Source organism: Paenochrobactrum gallinarii (genome assembly GCF_014205685.1).
GTDB lineage: Bacteria > Pseudomonadota > Alphaproteobacteria > Rhizobiales > Rhizobiaceae > Paenochrobactrum > Paenochrobactrum gallinarii.
In genome coordinates, this window is the sequence record NZ_JACIIU010000015.1 from 1 (window position 1) to 18,231 (window position 18,231).

General features: G+C 48.7%; 15 protein-coding genes and 1 riboswitch. Of the genes, 9 read left to right on the forward strand and 6 right to left on the reverse strand.

What is annotated here, in order from left to right; genetic code table 11:
- Positions 1-204: 204 nt before the first annotated feature.
- Positions 205-810, reverse strand: a complete 606-nt coding sequence (locus tag FHS77_RS12490; protein WP_184223875.1) for a glutathione binding-like protein — start codon at positions 808-810, stop codon at positions 205-207.
- 360 nt (positions 811-1,170) lie between these two features.
- On the opposite strand from FHS77_RS12490, the gene FHS77_RS12495 reads away from it, so the two are divergent.
- On the forward strand, positions 1,171-1,380 hold the full coding sequence (locus FHS77_RS12495; protein ID WP_184223877.1) for a hypothetical protein: 210 nt from the start codon (positions 1,171-1,173) through the stop codon (positions 1,378-1,380).
- A gap of 57 nt (positions 1,381-1,437) precedes the next feature.
- Positions 1,438-1,764 (forward strand): c-type cytochrome, encoded by a 327-nt coding sequence (locus FHS77_RS12500; protein ID WP_184223879.1) that lies wholly within the window; start codon positions 1,438-1,440, stop codon positions 1,762-1,764.
- A 37-nt stretch (positions 1,765-1,801) separates the two neighbouring features.
- Here FHS77_RS12500 and FHS77_RS12505 read toward each other — a convergent pair whose 3' ends face one another.
- The 4 genes from FHS77_RS12505 to FHS77_RS12520 form a co-directional block, all read right to left on the reverse strand.
- Entirely contained in the window at positions 1,802-2,575 is a 774-nt protein-coding gene (locus tag FHS77_RS12505; RefSeq protein ID WP_184223881.1) for an ATP-binding cassette domain-containing protein, read from the reverse strand.
- Positions 2,572-3,573, reverse strand: a complete 1,002-nt coding sequence (locus tag FHS77_RS12510; RefSeq protein ID WP_184223883.1) for a FecCD family ABC transporter permease — start codon at positions 3,571-3,573, stop codon at positions 2,572-2,574. The genes FHS77_RS12505 and FHS77_RS12510 overlap by 4 nt, the downstream gene beginning before the upstream one ends.
- Entirely contained in the window at positions 3,566-4,384 is an 819-nt protein-coding gene (locus tag FHS77_RS12515) for an ABC transporter substrate-binding protein (RefSeq protein ID WP_374786268.1), read from the reverse strand. The genes FHS77_RS12510 and FHS77_RS12515 overlap by 8 nt, the downstream gene beginning before the upstream one ends.
- Before the next feature lie 104 nt (positions 4,385-4,488).
- Entirely contained in the window at positions 4,489-6,441 is a 1,953-nt protein-coding gene (locus FHS77_RS12520; protein ID WP_246431326.1) for a TonB-dependent receptor plug domain-containing protein, read from the reverse strand.
- A 111-nt stretch (positions 6,442-6,552) separates the two neighbouring features.
- Positions 6,553-6,794: riboswitch (cobalamin riboswitch) on the reverse strand.
- Between the two features lie 164 nt (positions 6,795-6,958).
- On the opposite strand from FHS77_RS12520, the gene FHS77_RS12525 reads away from it, so the two are divergent.
- The 3 genes from FHS77_RS12525 (at position 6,959) to ade (ending at position 11,684) form a co-directional block, all read left to right on the forward strand.
- Positions 6,959-8,596, forward strand: a complete 1,638-nt coding sequence (locus tag FHS77_RS12525) for an MFS transporter (RefSeq protein ID WP_184223887.1) — start codon at positions 6,959-6,961, stop codon at positions 8,594-8,596.
- A 2-nt stretch (positions 8,597-8,598) separates the two neighbouring features.
- Positions 8,599-9,915 (forward strand): amidase, encoded by a 1,317-nt coding sequence (locus tag FHS77_RS12530; RefSeq protein ID WP_184223889.1) that lies wholly within the window; start codon positions 8,599-8,601, stop codon positions 9,913-9,915.
- Positions 9,916-9,992: 77 nt separating this feature from the next.
- Entirely contained in the window at positions 9,993-11,684 is a 1,692-nt protein-coding gene (gene ade / locus FHS77_RS12535) for an adenine deaminase (RefSeq protein ID WP_184223891.1), read from the forward strand.
- A gap of 19 nt (positions 11,685-11,703) precedes the next feature.
- Here the strand turns inward: ade and FHS77_RS12540 are convergent, their stop codons facing one another.
- Positions 11,704-13,134: a cryptochrome/photolyase family protein gene (locus FHS77_RS12540; RefSeq protein WP_184223893.1), complete on the reverse strand. Its 1,431-nt coding sequence runs from the start codon at positions 13,132-13,134 to the stop codon at positions 11,704-11,706.
- Between the two features lie 190 nt (positions 13,135-13,324).
- Between FHS77_RS12540 and FHS77_RS12545 the strand changes: the two genes are divergently transcribed.
- The 4 genes from FHS77_RS12545 to FHS77_RS12560 are packed head-to-tail and all read left to right on the forward strand — an operon-like array spanning position 13,325 to position 18,209.
- Positions 13,325-14,401 carry an ABC transporter ATP-binding protein gene (locus FHS77_RS12545; protein WP_184223895.1) on the forward strand — a complete coding sequence of 359 codons (1,077 nt, stop codon included), beginning with the start codon at positions 13,325-13,327 and terminating at the stop codon, positions 14,399-14,401.
- Positions 14,402-14,427: 26 nt separating this feature from the next.
- Positions 14,428-15,393: an ABC transporter substrate-binding protein gene (locus tag FHS77_RS12550; RefSeq protein ID WP_184223897.1), complete on the forward strand. Its 966-nt coding sequence runs from the start codon at positions 14,428-14,430 to the stop codon at positions 15,391-15,393.
- 9 nt (positions 15,394-15,402) lie between these two features.
- On the forward strand, positions 15,403-17,127 hold the full coding sequence (locus FHS77_RS12555) for an ABC transporter permease (RefSeq protein ID WP_343061017.1): 1,725 nt from the start codon (positions 15,403-15,405) through the stop codon (positions 17,125-17,127).
- Positions 17,115-18,209 carry an MBL fold metallo-hydrolase gene (locus FHS77_RS12560; RefSeq protein WP_184223899.1) on the forward strand — a complete coding sequence of 365 codons (1,095 nt, stop codon included), beginning with the start codon at positions 17,115-17,117 and terminating at the stop codon, positions 18,207-18,209. The genes FHS77_RS12555 and FHS77_RS12560 overlap by 13 nt, the downstream gene beginning before the upstream one ends.
- Positions 18,210-18,231: the final 22 nt, after the last annotated feature.

Genomic DNA, 18,231 nt, shown 5'->3' on the forward strand with positions numbered 1-18,231 from the left:
ACCTGCCCCGTCATCGAGGCTCCGTGCACTTGGAAAACGCTTTTGGCCAGATCGATCCCGATCATTGTATCTGTGGTCATGTCTGCCATCCTTCCTATCGAGTAGATTGAACGCAACAATCTTCAAACAAAAATTGTCGCTTGGGTAGGGCGGCAACCACTCCATCTATTCAAGCCGGAAAATCCGGCCATGCCCGTCCACACATTAAATCAAGCCTTCTTCTTTCAAGGCTTTTTGCGCAGCCGGGCGCGCCAATACACGCTGATAAAGCGCAAGCGCTTTAGGATAAGCATCCAAATCAAGCTTCAAAATGCCCTTCCAGTTGATCACAACAGCTGCATAAATATCAGCCTGTGACACATCATGACCCAGCCAATAATCATGATCACCTGACAACATTGCTTCAAACTGCGACATACGACGGTTAACATTAGCAACAGCCTGCGCTCTGTCCTCTGTGGTTAAATTTGGCGCATAAAGACGCCCAAAAGCGGAGTGCAGATCCGAACAAAAACCAAGTGCTTCCTGCAAACGGGCACGTTCTAATGAGCCATAAGTCGGCTTGAATGCGGCTATATCAGAATGATCGCCGATATACTGCATAATAGCAGCATTTTGTGTAATTACTGTTCCAGCAGCGACTTCCAATGCCGGAACCGCACCACGCGGGTTAATTGTTAAAAAATCAACACCGGCTTCTGTCTTTCTTTCTTTAAGATCAACCGCTTCCAGTTCATATGGAAGTCCTGCTTCACACAGAGCGATATGAGGCGCCAAAGAGCAGGCGCCAGCTTTATAATAGAGCTTCATAGTCAATATTCCTAAGCCATCAATCTTGGTCACAACGGAGATAACATAAGCATTTTCAACGCACAACGAGGCACCTAAATGTGACTTATGTTGGCGATGTTATTATGGATAGTCACGTATCCCGCCTAAATAAGGCATTCGACACTCTGATAGAGAGTCAAAGCTCAAACAAATAAGAACAATACAAATCCAGACACCATCACTCAAATTAACACGTGAAAATATGCATCAGTTTTATCGCTTACATGCTAAGATCACACACTAAAAGCACAGTGCGCCATTTATATGGATTGCTTCCATGCAGATATTTGTGCTGTATCAGCTTAAATTTATTCTAAGCACTTATATTGGATGACGTTCATGTCCACTAAACTTTCAGCTCTTGAGGCTGCCTCCAAATATCTCTCGCCAGACGACAAGGCAGAATATTTAAAAATCAAACGGACAATGGAAGCCTCCGGCGCCTCACGCTCGAAAATTGAAGAGCGCTTGCACAACTTCATCTGGGAAATCATTGAATCCGATGATGACGACTATGAAGATGATGAAAACATCGACGACAAAGAGTAAAAGCCCGTCTGTTTTGATAAACGCCTTGTTAAGCAAAAGGTTTTACACATAAACGCCATGATCAAAACACTTGTGACCACTTCTGTTTTTTACGCTCTTATCAGCCTCGCTTCTGCGGCCTATGCTGATGAGCTGGTCGATTACGGCAAAAAAATCGTTGATACAAACTGTTCCGGTTGCCACGCAATCGGAACAGATGACAAGAGCACCCATAAGGATGCGCCTCCTTTCCGCACGCTTTCTAAGCGTTATCCGATTGACGCTTTGGCGGAAGCGTTTGCCGAAGGCATTTATGCCGGCCATCCGGACATGCCGGAATTTGAAGCATCGCCAGAACAAATCGATGCTATTCTGGCCTATATGAACAGCATTCAGCAAAAATAAATAAAACGGGCGCCAGCTAATACTGCGCCCGTTTTTATTAACTCTGAACGACCGCTTCCGGCTGAATATAAATCCGGCCGTCTTTATGGCTGATATCAGCCTCGATTTTATAGACATTGCGCAAATTCTCGGCTGTCAGCACCGTTTGCGGTGTGCCGTCAGCTATAATGCGCCCTTTTTCCAGCATGATCAGCCGCGTGCAGCGATGCGCGGATAATGACAGATCGTGCAAAGATGCAATGACCGTTTTGCCCGTCTGAGCCAAATCAGCAAAACATTGCATCAAGCTCAACTGATGCGCCGGATCAAGGCCGGAAACCGGTTCATCCGCTAAGATCAACGGTGAGCCTTGCGCCAATAAACGGGCAATCAAGACACGGGCTTTTTCACCGCCAGACAATTCCTGAACCGATTTTTTGGCAAATTTAGCCACATCCATCTGTGCCATAGCGTCGGCAATAACTTGATGATCGGCTGGGCTGAGCGACGCAAAAGCCGAACGCTGCATATGACGGCCAAGACCGACAATTGTTTCCACCGAAACAGGCCATGCAACATCGCGCTCTTGCGGCAAATAAGAAAGCCATTTTGCGCGTTCATGATGTGTCATTTTAACAGTCGGTACATCCTCGATCGCCACCTCACCATGATAAGTGATAAAGTTCATGATCGCTCGTAAAAGCGTGGTTTTACCTGCCCCGTTGGGGCCAATCAGACCGATAAATTCACCTGACTTCGCTTCAAAACTGATCTGGTTTAAAATATCTTCGCCACGCAGCGAAACGGATAAGTCGCGTACATTCAGGGTCACAGCATTTTCCTTCTGTAGCGCAAAACAAGCCAGAGGAAAAACGGCGCACCAACCAAAGCTGTTAAAACCCCTAATTTCAAATCACGCGATGGCGCAATGATCCGCACTGCAATATCAGCCATTAAAAGCACCGCCGCACCACCCAGAGCACTCACCGGCAATAATCGAGATGGCTGCGCCCCAACAAGCGGGCGCAAAATATGCGGCACGATTAAACCAACGAAACCAATGGCACCGGAAATTGCTGTTGCTGCGCCAACCGCCGCCGCAGTGCCGGTAATGGCAAAAATTTGCACGCGTTTTAAATTAACGCCCATACTAACGGCAGTTTCTGTGCCAAGGGTCAGGGCATCCAGTGCCCGCCCGAGCGAGAGCAACATCACCGCGCCGACCAAAATAAAAGGGGCGGCCAGCATCACATGCAACATGGAACGATCAGCCAGTGAACCCAGCAACCAGAAAACAATTTCCATTGCCGCATATGGATTAGGTGACAGATTGAGTGCCAGCGATGTCATTGCTGCGGCGAGCGACGACAAAGCAACCCCTGCCAAAATAACCGTTAATGTGCCACCATGGCGACCAGCCAATGTTTGCACAATCAACACAGAAGCAAAAGCACCTGCCAAAGCAAGCAATGGCAACGCCAGCGGGAAAAGTGCTGAAAGACCAGTATAAATGGCAATCACCGCGCCAAGAGATGCAGATGCACTGACACCAAGCAAGCCAGGCTCTGCCAGCGGATTGCGTAAATAACCTTGTAATACGGCGCCCGACAACCCCAGCGCACCACCAACCAGAAGCCCTAAAATAGCCCGCGGCAAACGAATTTCCCGCATTACCAGCACAACGGCATCGCCTTCTCCGGTTACCAGCGCATGAAGACCATCATAGGCACCTAAAGCTGCGGGACCGATCAGCAAAGACAGCATAAAAAGCAAAGCCACCAAGATGGCCAGCCCAGCACATAACCAGTGATAGCGCCGTGTTTCACTCATATGCAATATCCGATAAAATTTTCACTGCTTCTACCGTAAAAGGCCCGCCACAAACGGTCAGATTATCAGGCAAAGTTACAGAAACCGCCTGCTTTTTAATGGCCTGCAATGCAGGATGTTCATAATTTTGATAGGCCAGAGCTGCGCCTTCATAACGCTCGCCCATCAATAAATAATCAGGTTGATGCATCACCAACACTTCAAGAGGCATCTGACCATATCCGCTTAACGATAATTTGTCGGCCAAATTGGTAAATCCGGCATGACGCACCACCGTATCCATCAAACTGCCACGTCCTGACGTATAATTATTGGCATAGTAAAGCGCGATTGTACCTGCGCGCTTTTTCAATTCAACCTCGGCCAAGCCTTGATCAATCTTTGCAATCAGAGCCTCAGCTCTTTGTGGCTGTTCCAGCAGATCACCAACGCGCTTAATATTGTTACGAATATCATCAAAAGTGGATGCAGGGCGAAACTCCTCGACCTGAAAGCCCAGTCGCCGCAACAAATCAACCGTCGCACGCGCTGTAAAACTACCCGCCAAAACCAGATCAGGCTTTTGCAGAAAAATCTCTTCCGCACGGCCGTGATTAAGCGGATAAGTCGCGGCCTTTTCAAAAAGATATGAGGTTTTATGATCCAATGACAAATATGAGATTGAGGTCAATTGCTCCTTATCTGCCAGCAACATTGCCAACTGATCCGTACACACATTTATGGATGCAACTTTTGGTGCGCTTTGCGAGAGGGTAACACTACCAAACAAAGCAACTAAAAGCGCACCTGCCAGCGATGCGCTTTTACAAATATCATGACCGGCACGCCATGCGCCGGTCAGTCTGCCAATATATGAAAGTACAGTGCGCAAATTACGATGTCTTTCTGCACTCTTCAATGAAGGCCTGCAATCAATTAGAACGAACGGGTAAAGCCCAGGCTCATGGTTCGGCCTGGCATACGATAGCCATCCTTGGTTTGATATTGCTTATCGAAGACGTTTTCTACAGACAATTTAATCTTTGATTGTTGATCGAAAGCATAAGTAGCCACAAAATCTGCAGTTATATAGTCACTAAGTTTCTTAGTATTAGCCGCATTAGAATAACGCGATGAACCATAAAGAACGCGAGCTATCAGATCAAGGTTTTCATCTGGGCGATAACTTAACTCACCACTTGCTTTAAAACGATCCGCATTAGGCATATATTTACCATTATAATCGTCACCATTTGGGCTATTCGGATCAAATCTTTCTTTATTAATAGGCTTCCTTAAATCAATGCTCGCCTTAACGGCCCAAGCCTCATCTAACCGATGAGAAAGAGAGGCTTCGATACCTCGTGTACGAGACGTCACATTATAAGGTGCCCACGAACTATTTTCATCTGCTGTGATTTGCTGCCAAATAATCTGATTTTTAGCGTTATTTTGATACACTACAATGTCAAAACTTGTTTGCTGACTAATGTGCCAATTCAAACCGATTTCAAATGACTTAGACGTTTCTGTTTTCAAATCTGGATTTCCGGAACCTGGGAAATAAAGATCATTAAAGGTAGGCGCACGAAAACCTGTTGCATATGATGTTCGCAAGATTAACTCTGGCTCGATCTCATAGCTGGCTCCAATATTATAAGTCGTTTTATCGCCAAACTGTTGATTGTGATCATAACGTACCCCTGCATCAATCAAAAGGCTCGCATAATCAATTGAGTACTGTGCGAATAGAGCGCTGATGTCTCTTTGGGGGGTTGCATATGCGGCACCGGCTACTTTTTCATGATAAAATTCACCACCTGCAACAACTATATGGTCAATTTTGTCTGTATTAAATGCCTTCTGTGTAGACACGAAAACACCATAACGTTCTGTTTTATATGTATCGCCTTTTTTCGAAGCGCGGAATTGTTTTGCTTTATCCAATGAGCTCGTCAATTCAATGGTCGAAAACCAATCATCGCTATGATCAATGCGCGCACCAAAACGGCCAGAAAAATTATGCGTGTCGGCGGAGTCAGGCACTGTTGTGTTATAACCATCATAATGATTGCGGCCACGGGTATAAAGACCATCAATATAGACCCGCCCCCACTCAACATCTTTGGCTAAAGACAGATTGACGCTCCCTTGCAGGAAACCGTCACGGTCGTTTTCTTTTAAACCTGTTGTAAAATCAAAGCCCTGGGTGCCAAGAACATTGGCACCCAAACCATATTCAATGCCGTTTTCCGCTGTGCCGGAAATATTTCCCGAAGCAAAGCCGCCCCAAGGATGGGTCACACCCGTTGTCCATGAACCGCAATAGGATTTGCCGTTTTCGCACGCACCACCCTGTTTAGTGATGATATTAATAATGCCGCCCATCGCATCCGCACCATATTGTGCCGAATGCCCGCCTTTAGCGATTTCAATCCGCTCAACAGATGCCAATGGAATACTGGAAAGATTTGGTGTGCCGGATGTGGCCGAGCCCATACGCACACCATTGACCAGCACAAGGGTCTGGCTGGATGAGAAACCACGCAAAGACACACCCGAAGTTGCGCCCTGCCCGCCATTCGCGGTCATGGTCACGCCGGTATATATTTTCAGCAATGATTGCAGATCGGGTGCTGCCGATTGATCAATGTCTTTTTCGCCAATGACAGTTACGGACGAAGTAGAGCGCTCCAAAGCACTTGCACGGCGCAAAGGTGTTGTCACCGTAATAGTTTTTAAGACAATCTCGCCATTTTCATTCAGTGCTGGTTGCGCCTGAACAGCGACAGCCCATCCGGCCGCGACACCAACTGCAATGCCACTGAGTAAAACAGTTTTTCTTAACATTTCATTTCCCGACACTGTGTGAGGCACGCCATAAGACATGCTCAAATAACCAAACCGATTGTCGGGAAAAATTCTGATCCGGACGCACGGCAACATTTGTTCAATGTCACCGCCACGGACGACCGCGCATGGACACACCCCGTATCCGTGCATGGGTGACCGGAAAAGGCAGGTCTCCTGACTTCCGGGTCGTCGCGCCTCTTTCACCTTCCCAATGATAATATTCATCAGTGGCTCGAAATGCGACTACATGCATTTCACGAAAGATCACTCGCCGGTTACAGTTGCGGGGGCAGCCACGGAATAAGATTAAAACAACAAGAGTTTAATCTGGCACCGTGTTCCCTTTTCATCTGCTCATCACAAGCAGAACCTGTTCCGATATTGCACGTAGCAAGCCCAGAGAAATAATACAACTCCTATAATTTAACTAAAAATAAACCATGTTACGTGCCTTTTAAAACAGTCTTCGCACATATTGTCTTAAGCGTCTTGCCGCCTGTGGCAAACTCACCTATTCCTAGTAAAAACGCGCATGAAAGAGGAGGCACCAGCCGTGCCGCAAAGAGCTTCGCCCCTTGCTCCGTTCCAGCACAAAACCTTCCGAGCCCTTTGGTCTGCAACGCTGGTTTCCAATCTTGGCGGGCTTATTCAGGCTGTGGGTGCCGGTTGGATGATGACAACCATCGCAACCTCGCAAGATATGGTTGCATTGGTTCAAGCTTCCACCACTTTGCCTGTTATGGTATTTTCTCTGGCAGCCGGAGCACTGGCCGACAATTACGACCGTCGCCGCATCATGCTCACCGCGCAGTCTTTGATGCTGATAGTATCATTAGCACTTGCAGTTTTTGCTTATTTTAATCTTCTGACCCCTTGGCTATTGTTAAGCTTTACCTTTCTGATCGGTTGCGGCGGTGCATTGCACAATCCGTCGTGGCAGGCATCGATGGGCGACATTGTTCCGCGTGAGGATTTACCCGCAGCTGTTGCGCTCAATAGTATGAGCTTCAACCTGATGCGCAGTATCGGGCCTGCCATTGGCGGGTTCATTGTTGCGGCGGCAGGTGCTGCAATGGCCTTCATCATCAACGCCTTCAGCTATATTACTTTGCTAATTGCGCTTTGGCAGTGGCAACCGCCAAAATCGCAAAACACTTTGCCACGTGAATCCTTTGGCCGCGCCATTGCCGCGGGTCTTCGTTATGTGTCGATGTCGCCCAACTTGTTGAAGGTGATGTTCCGCGGCTTTCTCTTTGGCCTTTCCGGTATCGCTATCCTGGCGCTTTTGCCTATTATCGCGCGCGATCTGGTTTCAGGTAATGCGATTACTTACGGCATGATGCTTGGCGCTTTTGGCTTTGGCGCTATTGGTGGCGCAATGCTGAGCGCACGCTTGCGCGAAGTGATGAGCAATGAATGGATTGTGCGACTGGCATTTTTAATGTTTGCCGTAAGCTGCATTTGCTTAGGGTTCAGCACAAAGTTCTGGTTAAGCTGGCTGCTGCTCTTGCCGGCTGGCGTTTCATGGGTTCTTGCCCTGTCCCTGTTCAATGTCACCGTACAGCTTTCTACGCCGCGCTGGGTGGTAGGCCGTGCATTGGCGCTTTACCAAACCGCTACTTTCGGTGGAATGGCAGCAGGTAGCTGGATTTGGGGTTCTATTGCTGAATCACACGGCGTTGCTCTGTCGTTAATTATTGCTGGCATTGTTTTGATTGGCGGTGCCATTCTTGGCTTAATGTTTAAGCTACCCGAATTTGATGCACTTAATCTTGATCCGCTCAATCGTTTCAATGAACCGGAACTGAAGCTCGACATCCGCTCCCGCAGTGGCCCGATCGTGATTATGATCGATTATAAGATCGAGCAGAATGATGTCACTGAGTTTTTAAGTTTAATGGCTGATCGTCGCCGTGTACGTATTCGCGATGGCGCACAACAATGGGCACTTTTGCGCGATCTGGAGCACCCGGAAACATGGACAGAAAGCTACCATGTGCCAACATGGGTTGAATATGTGCGCCATAATCAACGCCGCACGCAAGCTGACGCTGAAATCTGGGTGCGCCTGAAGGCTCTGCATCGAGGTGAAAATCCACCCTTCGTCCATCGTATGATTGAACGCCAAACGGTAACGCCACATGATGACATGCCGTTGAAACCCCATACTGATGATCATGCGATTGTATAAATATGACGAATAAACAAAGCGCCACTGACAGAACAGCAGCAATCTTGCACAGGCTTGCAAAAAGACACGCCAGCGAGCTCGTTTTTAGCCACATCTATGAAGATAGTGCATTGGAAGCCGCACATGCAGCGGATGCCCGTCAGCGTAAAGGTGAGCGTTTAAGCCTGTTAGACGGGCGTATCGTCTCCATCAAAGACCTGTTTGATGTGCGTGGGGAACCAACCCTTGCAGGTTCTGTTATTCGCAAAACCAGCTCTGCGGCTAAAAAAGATGCTGTGATTGTTGAACGCTTGCGGCAAGCAGGTGCCATCATCATCGGTAAAACTCATATGACAGAATTTGCCTTCACTGCCGTTGGGTTTAATCCGCATTATGGTGTGCCGGAAAATGCCGTTGTCAAAGGTGGTATTCCGGGTGGCTCTTCCTCAGGCGCGGCCGTATCGGTCGCAGAAGGCACCAGCGAAATAGCTATTGGTTCAGATACAGGCGGCAGTATCCGTATTCCGGCAGCTTTAAACGGCCTCGTCGGCTTCAAACCAACGGCTGCGCGTATGTCGCATGAAGGCGTTTTTCCTTTAGCACCAAGCTTGGATTCCATCGGCCCATTAGCGAAAAATGTGGCTGACTGCATTATCACCGATGCTATTATGGCCAATGATATGGCTGCTGATATAACTTTGCTGCCGCAGGAACTGCCATTACATAATTTAACAATCGGCGTTCCAGAAGGCCGCTTGTTTGAGCATACAAATGAGCAAATTTTAACGCAGTTTCAAAAGATTTTACAAGTTTTGGAGCAAAAAGGCGCGCGTATTCTCAAAATTACCATTGATGATCTGCTGGATGATATGGATCATATCACCCGTATTGGCTCAATAGCAGGCATTGAGGCCAGCCATGTCCATCGGGAGTGGTTGCATGATGACACTGCACCTGTTGGTCCGGATCTGGCACGCACCTTGCGTAAACGAAGCCTGATTTCTAAGGAAGCCTACCAGCAACAATTATTTGAGCGGCAACAACTTGTGCGCCTTATGGATGAGCGCTTAAATAACTATGATCTGATGGTCACGCCAACCTGCCCGATTTTTGCCAGCCCTATTGCTGATCTGATCGACAATCGTGATGAATATAATCGTGTGGAAGATTTGCTTCTGCGCAACAACCAAGTTGCCAATCAATTTGACCTTTGCGCTATCACATTGCCGATGATAAAAATGCCAAAACCAGCCGGATTTATGGCGTTTGCACGCAACAACCACGACCATAAATTACTCGCTATCAGCCTCACACTCGAACAGATTTTTGAAGAACTTTAAAACATCTGCCCACTTGCCAGATTTGCGTGTTACCGTTACGCCCTAAAAGCACGCACAGACGCTAAGAAGGAAACAAGATGTTAGAAAAAATTATCGATCAGGGCACCGGTCGCGAACAGGCTGATCTGGTGCTGAAGGGCGGCAAATTCTTCAACCTTGTGACCGGTGAAATTGTCGAAAGTGATATTGCCATCTGTGGTGATCGTATCGTTGGCACTTATGGCACTTATAGCGGCAAACGCGAAATTGATATTAGCGGTCGTATTGTCGTGCCCGGCTTTATCGATACACATCTTCATATTGAATCCTCCCTCATCACGCCGCATGAATTTGACCGTTGCGTGCTGCCGCGCGGTGTGACCACTGCCATTTGTGACCCGCATGAAATCGCCAATGTGCTTGGCCTTGAAGGCATTCATTATTTTCTCGACAGCGTTGCCGAAACCTTGATGGATATCCGCGTGCAGCTTTCTAGCTGCGTGCCATCCACCCATATGGAAACGGCAGGTGCGGAGCTTCTCGTTGACGACCTGCTGCCATTGGCCGACCACGAAAAAGTTATCGGCCTTGCAGAATTTATGAATTTTCCGGGTGTCTTGCACAAAGATCCTGAGTGTATGGCAAAGCTGACCGCGTTTCAGGGTCGCCATATTGATGGCCACGCACCACTTTTATCGGGCAAAGATTTAAACGGCTATATTGCAGCCGGTATCCGCACTGAACATGAGGCAACCTCTTATGAAGAGGCGCTCGAAAAATTGCGCAAAGGCATGCATGTGCTGGTGCGTGAAGGTTCGGTTTCGCGTGATCTGCAAGCGCTGATGCCGCTGATTACCGAACGCAATTCGCCTTTCATCGCGATTTGTACCGATGATCGCAACCCGCTCGACATTGCCGATCATGGCCATCTTGACCATATCATCCGCACTGCAATTGAAGGTGGTGTGGAACCATTAGCAATTTATCGCGCCGCCAGTATTTCTGCCGCGCGCGCTTTCCGCTTGCATGATCGCGGCCTTGTTGCACCGGGTTTGCGTGCTGATCTGGTTGTACTGGATTCATTGGAAGGTTGTCACGCTGAGATGGTGCTGGCCGGTGGTGAGCTGGTCAGCGAAGAAGGTTTTGCCAAACGCAAAAAAATCGAACCGGTCGGGCGCAACAGTGTACGCGCGCCTGTGGTTAAGCCTGCCGATTTCCGCTCTTCATCCAATAGCGGCAAAACCCGTGCTATAGGCATTATTCCGGGCAAAATCATCACCAAAAGCATCGAATATGACCTAACTGTCGGCTCTCATGGCGTTGAGCCGGATTTAACACGCGATGTTTTAAAAATAGCAGTGGTCGAACGCCACGGTAAAAACGGCAATATAGCCACCGGCTTCATCAACGGCTTTGGCCTGAAAACCGGTGCGATTGCATCAACCGTCAGCCATGACAGCCACAATATATGTGTGGTGGGCACCAATGATGAAGATATTGCCGCCGCTGTTAATCGGCTTGGCGAAATTGAAGGCGGTTTTGTTGTCATCCGCGATGGTCGCGTGCTGGCAGAAATTCCATTGCCTGTAGCAGGTTTGATGAGCATAGAACCACATGAAGTGGTGCGTGAAAATCTGCGCAAACTGCGTCAGGCCGCTTTTGACATAGGCTCAACACTGGACGAACCATTCCTGCAACTGGCCTTCATCGCGCTACCGGTGATCCCGCATCTGAAAATCACCGATATGGGCTTGGTGGATGTCGATAAATTTGAATTTGTCGGCAATTAATAAAATTAGATCAGCCGGATTAAAATAAATCCGGCTGATCAAAATCCTTCTTCATTGCTTGTTTGAAGGCGGCTTGTGTTGCTTTCAAATTGACCATTGCCAGCGGATAGGTTTGCCCTAACACCACGCCCGCATCAGCCAACACCGCTTGCGGTGCATCAGATGGCTGATGAATCCAGCGATCAGGCATAGAAGTCAGTTCCGGCACCCATTGGCGCACATAGTGCCCTTGCGCATCAAAACGCTGACCTTGCAAAACAGGATTGAACACCCGAAAATAAGGCGCCGCATCAAAGCCGCAGCCTGCCACCCACTGCCAGTTGCCCGGATTGCTGGCAGCGTCCGCATCTAGCAATGTGTCCCAAAACCATTCCTCGCCAATGCGCCAATCCACCATCAGGTTTTTCGTCAGGAATGATGCCACCAGCATACGCACACGATTATGCATATAACCGGTTGCCCATAATTCACGCATCCCCGCATCAATGATTGGAATGCCCGTTTGCCCCTTCTGCCAGCGCCTGATCAGCGTATCATCATTTTGCCAGTGCAGGTTTTGCAATGTATCGCGCATGTCGAAACGGGCAATATCAGGCAAGTAGAACGCCTGATAATAATGGAAGTCACGCCATAATAATTCCGACATCAGCTTTTGTGCACCTTCCGCCAAGGCACCATTCATATCGCTGATAAAGGCAGCTTTTTGCCAAATCTGCCTTGGGCTGATTTCACCAAAGCGTAAATGCGGTGATAAAAGCGATGTGCCTTGCTTATCCGGCCGGTCACGATCCTGCTTATAGGATTGCAGACTACCGCTTAAAAAATCATCCAGTTTTTGCTGTGCAGCACCTTCGCCAATCATCCATAAAGGTTCAAATTTATGTGCCCAGAAATCTTCATTTCGGCTTTGATTGATCAATGACGAGGGCGAAACTTCAATTTCACGCCCCGTTTCTGCGAAGCTGGTTGTGCCAAGTATTTTGCGCACCGCCCGCTCATAAGCGCCAAAAACTTTATAAGGATTTTCACCCGCGGGCCTGACCTGCCAAGGCTCCAGCAATAAATTGCCCTGAAAAGATGTGGCCTCAATGCCCGCTTTTAGCAAATCGGCTTTAATCCGCGCATCATAATCGCGTTCATAAGGCAGATAACGCCGGTTCCAATAAATTTTGTCAAAGCCTTGTGCGGCAGCAAGCCGGTTTAAAATTGTGGCTGCATTCCCTTCTTCCACGACCAAAGGAATCTGAGCGGCGCCCAAGTCGTTTTTTAGATTCTTCAGGCTATTTTCACACCACCACCGCAAGGCCGAGCCCATTTTTCGTGAACCTTCACCCACTTCATGGATAAAAATTGCACACATATCTGCATCAGATTTCATCGCAGCCATAAGCGCCGGATTATCATTGAGACGCAAATCATTACGCAACCAAATCAATATCTTATTGCTCATCATTTCACCTGCAATTTGTCTGTCAGTCCATTCTTTTTAGCATTAATTATTCAATTCATTGCCAGCAATATTTAAAAAATTTCGACATTCACAGTCACCGTAATCTGCCTGTCATAAATATGCGCGATTAAGGCGCTGTCGCACACGAGTGCAGACTTGATGTTTTGATGCAGGTGAAATGACAAGCTGAATGTCCGAGATCGTAATACAGAACCTAAACAAGTCCTATGGCGGTGCTCAGGTACTTTCCAATATTTGCCTGTCTATCGGTGATGGCGAGTTTGTTGCCGTGCTTGGCCCATCCGGCTGCGGCAAAACAACTTTGCTGCGCATGATTGCCGGTTTTGAGCAACCTGATAGCGGCACTATCCATATTGACCGCAATCTTGTTACTTCGGACAAAAAATTTGTCGCTCCTGAAGATCGCAATCTCGGTATCGTCTTTCAAAATTATGCGCTCTGGCCGCATATGAATGTTGCAGAAAATGTCGGCTACAGTCTGAAAGTACGGAAAACACCGGCTGGCGAGCGCACAAAACGTGTTGATGATGCGCTGAGAACCGTTGAAATGCTGGCCTATGCCCATCGCAAACCTGCCGACCTTTCCGGCGGTCAGCGTCAGCGCGTGGCACTGGCCCGTTGCTTGGCACAAGGCAACAATCTTGTTTTGCTGGATGAGCCACTGGCCAATCTGGACGTGAATTTACGCTCTGCGATGGAAGATGAATTTTCCAAATTCCACCGCTCAACCGGTGCCTCATTATTTTACATCACCCACGATCAGGCTGAAGCCATGGCGCTCGCCGACCGTGTCGCAGTGATGGATAAAGGCACCATCATGCAGTTTTCGACACCGCATGAGCTTTATAATGAACCGCGCAACACTATGGTTGCCGAATTTATCGGCGATGGTTTTACCCTCACAACCGGCCATGTCAGTGCGGTTGATAATGGCAAAGCAACCGTCAAAATTGAAGGTTTTGACGTGGAAGTGCGCTGCCATAAAGATGAACAACCACGCTCATCCGGCGTGATTGCCATGCATCCCGAAAATCTAAAGCCTGCTGCGGAAAATCAAGGCCATATCCGCGTAAAAATCACCCGCAAGGTGTTTCGCGGCAGTCATTTCCGCATGGAAGCAGAAGCCATCCGCTTTCCCGGCGTCAAGCTTGCTTTTTATGCCGACCAGTTAACCGATCTTCAAACCGGCCAGACCATCTCACTTCTTATTGATGATGCCTGGCTTATCCCCGCCTCCCAAGCATAAACCCAACAGTCAAAAAGGCTTATCTCATGCGTCTTATAACTGCTCTTACTACCGCGCTTCTCATCTCAACCGCAGCCAATGCAACCACATTGCAGCTTTACACATCGCAGTCCCCTGAAATTGCACAACAGACTGTTGATGCGTTTCAGGCACAGTATCCTGACATCAAAGTGGAGTGGATGCGCAACGGCACCAGCCAGTTGATGAATATTTTGCAGGCTGAAATCGAAGCTGGTGCGATCAAGCCGGATCTCTTGCTTGTTGCCGATACCATTAACCTCGGCGCATTGAAAAAAGACGACCGTTTGCTCAGCTATCCGGAAGCCCCTGTCGGTAACTTCGACAAGGCAACCTATGACAAAGACATGACCTTCTTTGGCACCAAAGTGATCACCACTGCGATTGCCTATAACACCAAAAACGCCGAAGCCGTGACCTCTTGGAACCAGCTTTTGGACGAAAAAAACACCGGTCAGATTGCTGTTCCAAGCCCGCTTTATTCAGGCGCAGCTCTCAACCATCTGCACTCAGTTAAAAATGTCGATACAATCGGCTGGGATTTCTACAAAGGTCTTGCCAAGCTCGACATTCACCCTGAAGGCGGCAATGGCCCGGCTTTGAAGGCTGTTGCCAATGGCATGGCAAAATACGGTATCATCGCCGATGCGGATGTTATTCGCGCCAAAGCCAGTGGTTCACCAATCGACCTCATTTTCCCAACCGAAGGTGTGAGCTTCATCACCGAGCCGGTTGCGATCATGAAAAACACCAAAAACGCCGATGCAGCCAAGAAGTTCGTGGACTTTGTATTGTCAAAGCAAGGTCAGGAGCTGGTTATCAAGCAAGGCAATTTGTCGATCGATAAATCGCTGCCTTCACCGGAAGGCTTCCCGCGTTTGGAAGACATTAAACTTCTGCCAATGGACAGCGATGAAGCTGTTGCATCCGACAAGCAGACCCGTGAAACTTTCACTGAAATCTTCGGCGGATAAGCAGTTTACGTGAAGTATATATCCTCAAATCTGGAGCGTCGCTTTGCGACGCTCTCTTTCAAAACCGAGTGGATTATTCTCACTCTGTTGACCCTGCTGATTGCTAGCCTTTCAATCGCGCCGGTTGCGCGTCTGGCTATGACGGCGCTAATGCCGGAAGGCCAGTTCAGCCTTAATTGGGTCTATAGCGTTTTGGCGAAGAAGCAAATTTTCACCGCCACTCTTAACACGCTTTATATTGCAGTTTTTTCCACCATATTGGCGCTTGTTATCGGCTCGGCCGCTGGTTTTTTGACGATTTTCACCAAAATGCGTTGGAAACAAGCGTGGATTTTTGCCTTTGTACTGCCTTTGATGATCCCGCCACAGGTGACAGCACTGGCATGGGTGCAGGCACTTTCGCCCTCCAGCCCGCTTTTAACTTATCTGCCGTTTAGTTTTAGTGGCGGCACCAAACACCCGCTTTATTCGTCGACCGGCATTATCATTCTGCTTGGCCTTTATAATGCACCATTGGTTTATTTGACATTGCGCGCCACATTGCGCCGTATTCCGGCAGATTTGCTGGAGGCTGCACGCGCGTCAGGTGCAAAACCTTGGGCGACTATGCTCAGTGTCGTGCTGCCATTATCACGCACCGGCTTGCTGGCAGGCGCAGCCCTCGCCTTTGTTTCAGCCATCGGCAATTTCGGTATTCAGGCAATGCTTGGTATTCCGGCCAGATTTCCAACGCTGATTACCATTATCTATCAAAGATTAAACTCCTATGGCCCGACAGCATTGTCGGAAATGGCTGTGCTTGCACTGTTTCTCACCATTATTGCCAGCCTCTGCCTGATTTTGAACAGCTGGCTTGCCAATCGCAGTGACGTGCGTGTGTCCGGCCTTGGACAAAACATGGTCTGGGATCTGGGCAAATGGAAATATCCGGTTGAAATCGCCGCTTGGGGCTTTCACCTCATCACTTTGGTGCTGCCGATTTCTGCACTCATCGCCTCCTCCCTGGTGCGCGGAGTCGGTCAGGAATTAAACTTCACCAACCTTACTTTTGAAAATTACCGTCAGGCGCTCTTTGCTCAAGAAGCCATCCGCAATGCTTTCATCACCAGTTTCAATCTGACCCTCGCCTCCTCTGTCGTCATTATGGCTTTGTCCCTGTTTTTGGCCTATTTCCTCAGCTGGCAAAAAGGCTTGCTGTCACGGCTTTTGCAGGTCGCAAGTGAACTGACCTATGCTTTGCCCGGCATCATTCTGGGCGTTGCGATGATCCTGTTTTTCCTCAAACCCATCCCGATCCTCAATGTCAGCATTTACGGTTCGGTCTGGATTATTTTCGCCGCCTATATTTCCAACTTTCTGGCGCTTTGTCTGCGCCCCGCATTAAGCGGATTTGCACAGGTCGACCGCTCAATGGATGAAGCAGCACGGGTGGCAGGCGCTGGCTTTATCACCCGCATGCGCACGATTATAGCACCATTGGTAGCACCCGCATTGGTCGCTGGCGGCATTCTGGTTTTCATGAGTGCGCTCAATGAAATTCAGGTCTCAATCCTGCTGGTTTCTTCCTCCACCCGCACCATCGGTCCGATGATTGTATTTTTGGAAGAAGGCGGCTCATCAGCTTTGGCCGCAGCGGTTGGTTGTCTGATCGTCATGGTCATCTTCCTGCTGATGGCGTTCATTTCTCTCTTCTCGCATAAACTGCCAAAAGGTGCGCTTCCATGGCAAAACTAAACGGAGCAAAGCTCATCAGCGTTAGCGGTCTGGGCGGTAAAATGCCTGCCTGTTTCGTGCTCGAAATGAACGGCAAACGCATTATGCTGGATCTGGGCGAAGGGCCGGAACCTGGCATCTACCCGGATTTAACCCATGTGGGCGATGTAGATTGCATCGTGCTGTCACATGCGCATATGGATCACGCCGATGCATTGCATTTACGTCCGCAGATCGGAAATCCTCCCGTCTATGCGACCCGCACCACATGGAGTTTTCTGGAGGATGCGCCGGTAGCAGAAGCCGACCGTCGCTTTCTGCCGGATCAAGGAAAATGCCTGATTGAAGGGCTAGCGGCACAAACCGGACGTTGCGGCCATTCACCTGGTGGCATATGGGTGCATTTTAGCGATCATGGTGGCGTAACCTATACAGGGGACTGGAGCGTTGAATCCAATCTGCTTCCCTTTGACATGCCACCCGTTGCCGACACATTGCTGACTGATGCATCTTATGGCGATCGCGATCAGGCTTTAGAAGACCAGTTCAGCAAAATTTATAACGCCTGCGAAGACGGCGCCGTACTTTGCGTACCATCCCATGGACGCGGGCCGGAAATGGCACTGGCCTTTTTAGCCCGTGGTCATATCCCGCGTCTTGGCAAGAGCATTTATGCCGAAATCGAACAATTGCTGGACAATGAAACGCTTTATGATGTGACGCAAAAGCCGGTACTCAAAGCGCTTTTGCAGCAGCAGGATTATAGTACAGCTTTCAGTATTGATGATATTATCATCACCACTGAAGCCAATGCCGAAAGCGGCCATTCGGCTGAATTGCTGGCAGAATTTGGCGCAAACGGAAATTTCATTTTTACCGGCCATGTGCCGGATAATACACCGGCTAAAACCATGCTGACAAACGGCACGGCACAATGGTTTGCATGGAATGTTCATCCGCGCCAGCGTGATGTGATTGCCATTGCCGATCAGACCCGTGCGCGGTTTGTTCTGCCTGCTTTTGTCGATCCACAAAAGGCAGAAAACCTGTTCACAATCTTAGGCGAGCGCCTATGCTGTGAAAACGAATTAATCCTGCCTTGATGCTATTCATGAAATGAGTTGA